Here is a 6,726-nt window from a genome sequence, read left to right as displayed (position 1 = left end):
CCTTCCTGTAAATCACTTTTGATTTCTCGGTAACACATTTCTATTTCCCAGCGCTGGGCATAAAGCTTCGCCAAGCCTATCAGTGGATATGCCTTTGAATCCATTAATGAAGTGATATAACGTCTAATTTTCCCTGCCTGCTCAACTTCAATCAAACGCGCTTCCCAATATTCTCCTAATGATGGATTTAGCTTCCTGGCTCTAGCTGAAAGAGGCATTTTGATTTGAAAGTCATGCGGGGAATTACGTTTAATGATCTCATAGCGTAAATTATCTTTTGCTCTCATTAACCAATGACTGGCTTCTACTCGTGTTTGCCAGTCAATCAAGAAATCAGCAGAGAAATAGGCTCGATCAAACAAGGTAATACTATGCGATGGAGGACATAATCGATTTGCCAGTGTAAGTTCACCCTGATCCATGCTACCTATTTGGGCATCAATGATTTCATGGGTGCTGGTATTTACCAGGCAGGTTGCTCTCACTTGTGGATAAGGGGCTGCAGCGGTTTTACCCTTAGATGAGCCAAAGTGTTCAAAATTCTCGTCTGTATAAGGCATAGACCAAACCACCCCGTCAACAGCACATACACTAAGGCCATGAAAGTTTGAGTATTGCTGTTGGGATTCTTCAAACCAGGCTTGGCTGAGTAGAGAAAACAAGGTATTCAAGGGCTCTCGTCCTAAACGTTGTCGTGCTTGCACTGCTGCACTGGGGACACAATATTCTGTTGTACCAAACACAAGTTTTAGTTGCTCTACGACATACCCGATCGGTTGATCTCGAAATAGGGCAAGCCCAATTACCAGCCATACCACATGTTCGGCAGGTAATTTTCTTCTCCTGATAGAAGCCTTACCTGTTTGATGTAGGCTTTCTTTAATCCAGTTTAAATCAATGAGTTCACTGAAATGGCTGAGTGAAGGCAAAGAATGTTGAAGGGTGCAATCTAAATTTTCAGATAAAGTCATAAAAAAAATGAGCGTATTGGCATACACTCATTTTTACTACATTTTTCTAATGTCTGCTTAACTGACTGGCATTAACCCGAAGGTGGCTTTTTTAGTCCTAAGACTTATTCATCATCTTTTTTTGCTTCAGCTTCAGGTAAGTCCTTCACTGCTTCAGCGATCAGACCAAACATATAGTTACCATATGCATTGGTCTTATCGTAATGGAAACGTAGACGAGGCGTAATACGGGTTTTGATACGACGACTCAGCTCATGGCGCAAGAAACCAGATGCTTTGTTCAACACATCCAAAGTTTCCTTATTGGCTTCTTGGCTTTGCTCATCGCCAAGTTCACGTCCCATCACAGTGACATAAACTTCCGCATATCCCAGGTCTGGGCTCACCTTCACCGCAGAGATGGTCACGAGACCACCTAAGCGTGGATCTTTCAGCTCCTGACGGATCAGTTCTGACAACTCGCGTTGTACTGTATCCGCCATACGCTTCAGACGTTGACTACCCGCCATTAAAGACTCCGTTTAATCAGTTGAACATCGTACACTTCGATCTTATCAAGTGCTTTGATGTCTTTATAGCCTTTCACCGCAAGACCACATTCCATACCGGCACGAACTTCTTCAACCACTTCTTTGTAGCGACGAAGAGATTCAAGCTCGCCCTGGAACACAACCACGTCATCACGTAATACACGAATCGGTTTGTTACGATGCAATACGCCTTCAAGTACCATACAGCCCGCAGCCGCACCAAACTTACTTGAGTGGAATACTTCACGTACTTGTGCAACACCCAGAATCGTTTCACGATGTTCTGGTGCAAGCTTACCGCTCATTGCTGCTTTCACATCATCAATCAATTGATAGATGATTGAGTAATAACGAATGTCGATACTGTCTGCATCTGCTTTTTGACGCGCAGCGTTATCCGCACGTACGTTAAAGCCAAGTAGAACTGCTTCTGAAGATTCAGCCAGTGTCACGTCAGACTCAGTGATCGCACCTACACCAGAACCGATGATACGTACTTTAACTTCGTCAGTCGCAAGCTCAGCAAGTGCAACGTGTAATGCTTCCAAGGTACCGCGTACGTCAGTTTTCAACACAACGTTCACAATCGGCACATCTTTCTTGCCCATAGACGCCATGATGTTTTCAAGACGCATTGCAGATTGACGCTCAAGACGTTTTTGACGTTCACGATCCATACGCGCATCGGCAACTTCACGTGCTTTCTTCTCGTCGCTCACCACAAGAACTTCGTCACCAGCCATTGGCGCTTCTGGAAGACCCAGAATTTCCACTGGAATCGAAGGACCTGCAGATTTGATACGCTGACCATTTTCATCCGTCATCGCACGAACGCGACCATAAGATGAACCGGCAAGAACGAGATCACCTACTTTCAATGTACCGTTTTGAACCAGAATAGACGTTACCGCACCACGGCTGTTGTCTACACGTGCTTCAATTACGACACCTTGTGCAGCGCCTTCTTCCGATGCTTTAAGCTCTAGAAGTTCAGCTTGAATCGAAATAATATCAAGAAGTTCATCAATACCTTGACCAGTATGTGCAGAAACCATTGCCACTGGAACGTCACCACCCCATTGTTCTGGCACGATTTCTTTCACAGTCAATTCATTCAATACGCGATCTGGATCAGCAGATTCTTTATCCATCTTGTTGATTGCAACAATGATTGGTGTACCTGCAGCACGTGCATGGTCAATTGCTTCTGCAGTTTGTGGCATTACACCATCATCTGCTGCAACAACCAGAACCACGATATCTGTTGCTTTCGCACCACGTGAACGCATTGCAGTAAATGCTGCGTGTCCCGGAGTATCAAGGAATGTAATCATACCTTTATCAGTAGTTACATGGTAAGCACCGATATGCTGTGTGATACCGCCCGCTTCCCCAGCAGCCACTTTGGCACGACGAATACGGTCAAGCAGCGATGTCTTACCATGGTCAACGTGACCCATAATGGTAACAACAGGCGCACGCGTAGATTGCGCACCACGTGCTTCTTCAGCTGCTTCAAGCAAGTTATCTTCAGCTTGTGTATCAGAAACCAGTACCGGGTTATGGCCCATTTCCTCAACAACAAGTGCAGCAATTTCTTGATCAATCGCCTGGTTCTGAGTAACCAATTCACCCATTTTCATGAGTGATTTAATCACTTCACGAACCTTAACTGCCATTTTCGCAGCCAAGTCAGCAACGACAATCGTTTCACCGATTTCAACATCGTAAACCTGTTTTTTCACAGGTTTTTCGAAGCCGTGCTTGTTGCCCTGGCTAGTTTTTAAACCGCGCTTAGGCTGTTTGCTGAAGCTTTGCTCTTCCTGACCACGACGACCACCTTTTTTAGGTGCACGCGCGCTCGGCGTATTCGTACCACGTTTGATTTCGCGGTCTTCTTTGGCAAAAGAGTCTTCATATGCCTGACCAACAAGGCCGGCAGCCAGAGGAGAATCATCAACAACACGAATCGTTGCAGTGGTATCTTCCGCGGTGTACTTGGACGCCATTTGACGCATTTGTTCAAGCGTACGTTGCTGCGCTTCTTCAGCCGCTTTACGACGCGCAGCTTCTTCAACAGCTTTCAATTTTGCTGCTTCTGCTTCACGCGCCTTCTTCTGTTCAGCAGTTTCAGTTGGTTTAACAACTTGCTTCACAATCGGCTTGTTGGTTGATTTGCGTTTTACCACAACTGCCGCTTTAGAAACTTCTTGCTTGTCGCTGGTTTGCTTTGCAGCAGCACGCATCGCTTCTAGAGCTTTATTGGCGTTATTTACGCCAGTTGTTGGAGCTTCAGCAGAAGCTTGCGCTGTATTCTGCTCAGGCGCAGCTTTGGCCTGTTGCTCAGCCTTGGCTTTCGCCAATGCTTCTGCTTTGATCTGTTCTGGATCCGGCTTAACAAATGTATGCTTCTTGCGAACTTCTACATTAATCGTTTTCGCCTTACCTGAAGTACTGGCTACTTTAGCCGTACTAGTCGTTTTACGTTTCAACGTGATTTGCCCTGCTTGGCTTTCTGAACCCTGTGACTTTTTCACATGACTCATCAAGCTGTCTTGTTGTTCGGTGGTAATAATATCGTCAGCTTTACGCTGTGGTAAACCTGCCTCACGAACCTGCTCTAGGAGCTTCTCAACTGGACGACCCACATTGAGGGCTAACTCTTTAATCGACTTGTCCGTCATATACTACCTCCTAGTTAAACCATGATTCGCGCGCTTTCATAATGAGTTGACCTGCTTTCTCAGCACCCAAACCTTCAATATCTTCGATATCGTCAGTCGCCTGATCTGCTAAATCATCCACTGTTACCACACCACGAGCTGCTAGCGCTTGCGCGATCTCTACTGTCATGCCTTCCATTGCAACAAGTTCTTCACTTGGCGCTTGTATGTTCTCTTGCTGTTGTAATGCATCAGCAAGTGCAATTTCTTTCGCACGGCTTTGCAGTAGTTCAACCAGTTCCGCATCCAGTTCGATTTCATCAAACGTTTCTGCAGGGACATAAGCAATTTCTTCAAGCGAGGTGAAGCCCATTTCTACCAATGCCATCGCCAAATCTTCCGCGATATCCAGACGGGTAACAAACATGTCTAAATATTGTTGCGCTTCGTTTTGTTGACGGGCGTAGTATTCCTCTTCCAGCATCATGTCCAGCTTGTAGCCAGTCAATTCAGATGCCAGACGAACGTTCTGACCTTGTGAACCAATCGCACGTGCCAACTGATCGCTGGTTGCGAAAATGATATCTGCAGTACGTGCATCTTCATCGATGACAATACTCGATACATCTGCTGGTTCCAATGCACTTGCGATATATTGCGCAGGGTCATCCGACCAAACTACCACATCAATACGCTCGCCATTGAGCTCTTGCTGTACAGCTTGAATACGGGTACCACGCATACCAATACAAGCACCCACCGGGTCAATACGGTGGTCATTGGTTTTCACTGCAATTTTAGCACGAACACCTGGTTGGCGAGCCGCCGCTTTAATTTCAATGATTTCTTCAGAAATCTCAGGAATTTCTTTCTTCATCAATGCAATCAGCATATCCGGTTTAGCACGTGACAGTTGTAACTGCGCACCACGACCTTCACGGTTGACATTGAACAGAATCGCATTTACGCGTTGCTTCGGACGAAGGATTTCTTTCGGAATCATTTCTTCACGAGCAAGATATGCTTCAGCATTGTCACCTAGGTCAATGATAAAGCCGTCTTTGGTTTGTTTTTTCACTTCACCGTAGATCAGCTCACCGACTTTAGATTCGTAAGCATCGGCTACAAGTGCACGTTCTGCTTCACGGATCTTCTGTACGATCACTTGCTTGGCAATTTGCGCTGCAATACGACCGAAGTCAATCGATTCAACTTCAAGCTCACGAATGTCCCCAATCGACCATTTTGCCGGATCGACATCAGAGATGGCATCCTGACAAGCTGGCATTTCATGGTCTTCGTCTGCAACCACTTCCCACTGACGGAAAGTACGATAGTCACCTGTTTTACGATCAATTTCCACACGTAAACGTGCTTCTTCCGAATGTGTTCCTTCGTAGAATTTTTTCTTTGTTGCAGCAACTAAAGCTTGCTCAAGCGCTTCAAAGATTGCTTCACGAGGTACACCTTTTTCGTTACTAACCGTTTCAACGACGGTCAGAATTTCACGTGCCATACGTCACCTATTCGTTAAATTTTTATTTATTAAATTAATCTTGGAAGACCAAATTTGCTTTATCGATATTGTGACTGTCGATCTCCAATACCTGTTGCTTTTCTACTTCAACCTGAATCATTTCATTTTCAAGATCGACAGCAACCAGTTTGGCCTGGAATTTACGACGGTTATCTACCGCACTGATCAAACGTAGTGCTACGGTATGACCGATATAGCCTGACATCTGCTCGAGCTGGAAGAATGGACGGTCCCAGCCTGGCGAAGATACTTCGAGTGAATATTCACCCGAGATCGGATCATGAACATCCAGCATTGCGCCCACTTGCTGCGTGACACGCACACAATCCTGAACGCCAATACCACGCCCCTGCTCTTCTTCACCATCTTCATTGATTGCTGGTGCAACGCTCTCATCGACTGGCTTGTCGATGTAGATACGTAATAACGAACATTTACCCTGTGGCAGGAATTCAATCCCCCAAAGGTTTACATTACAGGCTTCAACTGCTGGTGCAATCAAGTCCTGAAGTGCTTGAGTTTTATTTGATAGCTTCATTTACTCTCGTCATCTGGTGCGATTTTATGATCTATTTGACCACTACAAACCAATACAAACTATAGTAGTAGTGAAACATGGAGATTTGACCAAATAATGTCGACACTACACGATAGCCAATAAAAAAGGGCGTAAATCGCCCCAATTAATGCACAATTTAAGATTTTTTCAAATCCCACTGTGCAAAAAGGCCCACCTTGTTGTGAGCCTCTTTTTAGAAACTTGGTAGCGGGAGCTGGATTTGAACCAACGACCTTCGGGTTATGAGCCCGACGAGCTACCAGACTGCTCCATCCCGCATCAACGTGCAAAAATTATATACAAAAGATGAGAACTTTTCAATCAAAACCACATCATTCTGCATATTTGTCATCTGTCGCTGAAAAAGTGGTAGCGGGAGCTGGATTTGAACCAACGACCTTCGGGTTATGAGCCCGACGAGCTACCAGACTGCTCCATCCCGCATCAGCGTACAAATAACTTTCAG

General features: G+C 45.4%; 5 protein-coding genes and 2 tRNA genes. All 7 read right to left on the bottom strand.

Features of this window, described 5'->3' with window-relative positions; translation table 11 throughout:
- A partial coding sequence (locus ACNPNW_RS03810) for an IS4 family transposase (protein WP_164543397.1) occupies positions 1–971 on the bottom strand: 971 nt, incomplete at its 3' end.
- A gap of 104 nt (positions 972–1,075) precedes the next feature.
- Positions 1,076–1,480, bottom strand: a complete 405-nt coding sequence (locus ACNPNW_RS03805) for a ribosome-binding factor A (RefSeq protein ID WP_004281108.1) — start codon at positions 1,478–1,480, stop codon at positions 1,076–1,078.
- A complete protein-coding gene (infB, locus tag ACNPNW_RS03800; RefSeq protein WP_224216202.1) occupies positions 1,480–4,185 on the bottom strand; it encodes a translation initiation factor IF-2 in 2,706 nt (901 codons plus the stop codon). Before infB ends, ACNPNW_RS03805 begins: the two co-directional genes overlap by 1 nt.
- 10 nt (positions 4,186–4,195) lie before the next feature.
- The gene (gene nusA, locus ACNPNW_RS03795; RefSeq protein WP_004281105.1) at positions 4,196–5,680 is read right to left on the bottom strand and encodes a transcription termination factor NusA; all 1,485 of its coding nucleotides are present in this window, start codon (positions 5,678–5,680) and stop codon (positions 4,196–4,198) included.
- A 34-nt stretch (positions 5,681–5,714) separates the two neighbouring features.
- Entirely contained in the window at positions 5,715–6,239 is a 525-nt protein-coding gene (gene rimP, locus ACNPNW_RS03790) for a ribosome maturation factor RimP (protein ID WP_004281103.1), read from the bottom strand.
- Positions 6,240–6,462: 223 nt separating this feature from the next.
- Positions 6,463–6,539 (bottom strand) — tRNA-Met (locus tag ACNPNW_RS03785).
- 88 nt (positions 6,540–6,627) lie between these two features.
- Positions 6,628–6,704: transfer RNA gene (locus tag ACNPNW_RS03780), tRNA-Met, on the bottom strand.
- Positions 6,705–6,726: the final 22 nt, after the last annotated feature.

It is taken from the genome of Acinetobacter endophylla (assembly GCF_053543775.1).
Note: the sequence above shows the minus strand (reverse complement) of the source record. Positions and strands in the feature narration are given on the sequence as shown.

What these genes read in the sequence shown, in the direction of transcription:
- ACNPNW_RS03805 (WP_004281108.1), bottom strand. Translation starts at nt 1,480, where the DNA reads ATGGCGGGTAGTCAACGTCTGAAGCGTATGGCGGATACAGTACAACGC.
- infB (WP_224216202.1), bottom strand. Translation starts at nt 4,185, where the DNA reads ATGACGGACAAGTCGATTAAAGAGTTAGCCCTCAATGTGGGTCGTCCA.
- nusA (WP_004281105.1), bottom strand. Translation starts at nt 5,680, where the DNA reads ATGGCACGTGAAATTCTGACCGTCGTTGAAACGGTTAGTAACGAAAAA.
- rimP (WP_004281103.1), bottom strand. Translation starts at nt 6,239, where the DNA reads ATGAAGCTATCAAATAAAACTCAAGCACTTCAGGACTTGATTGCACCA.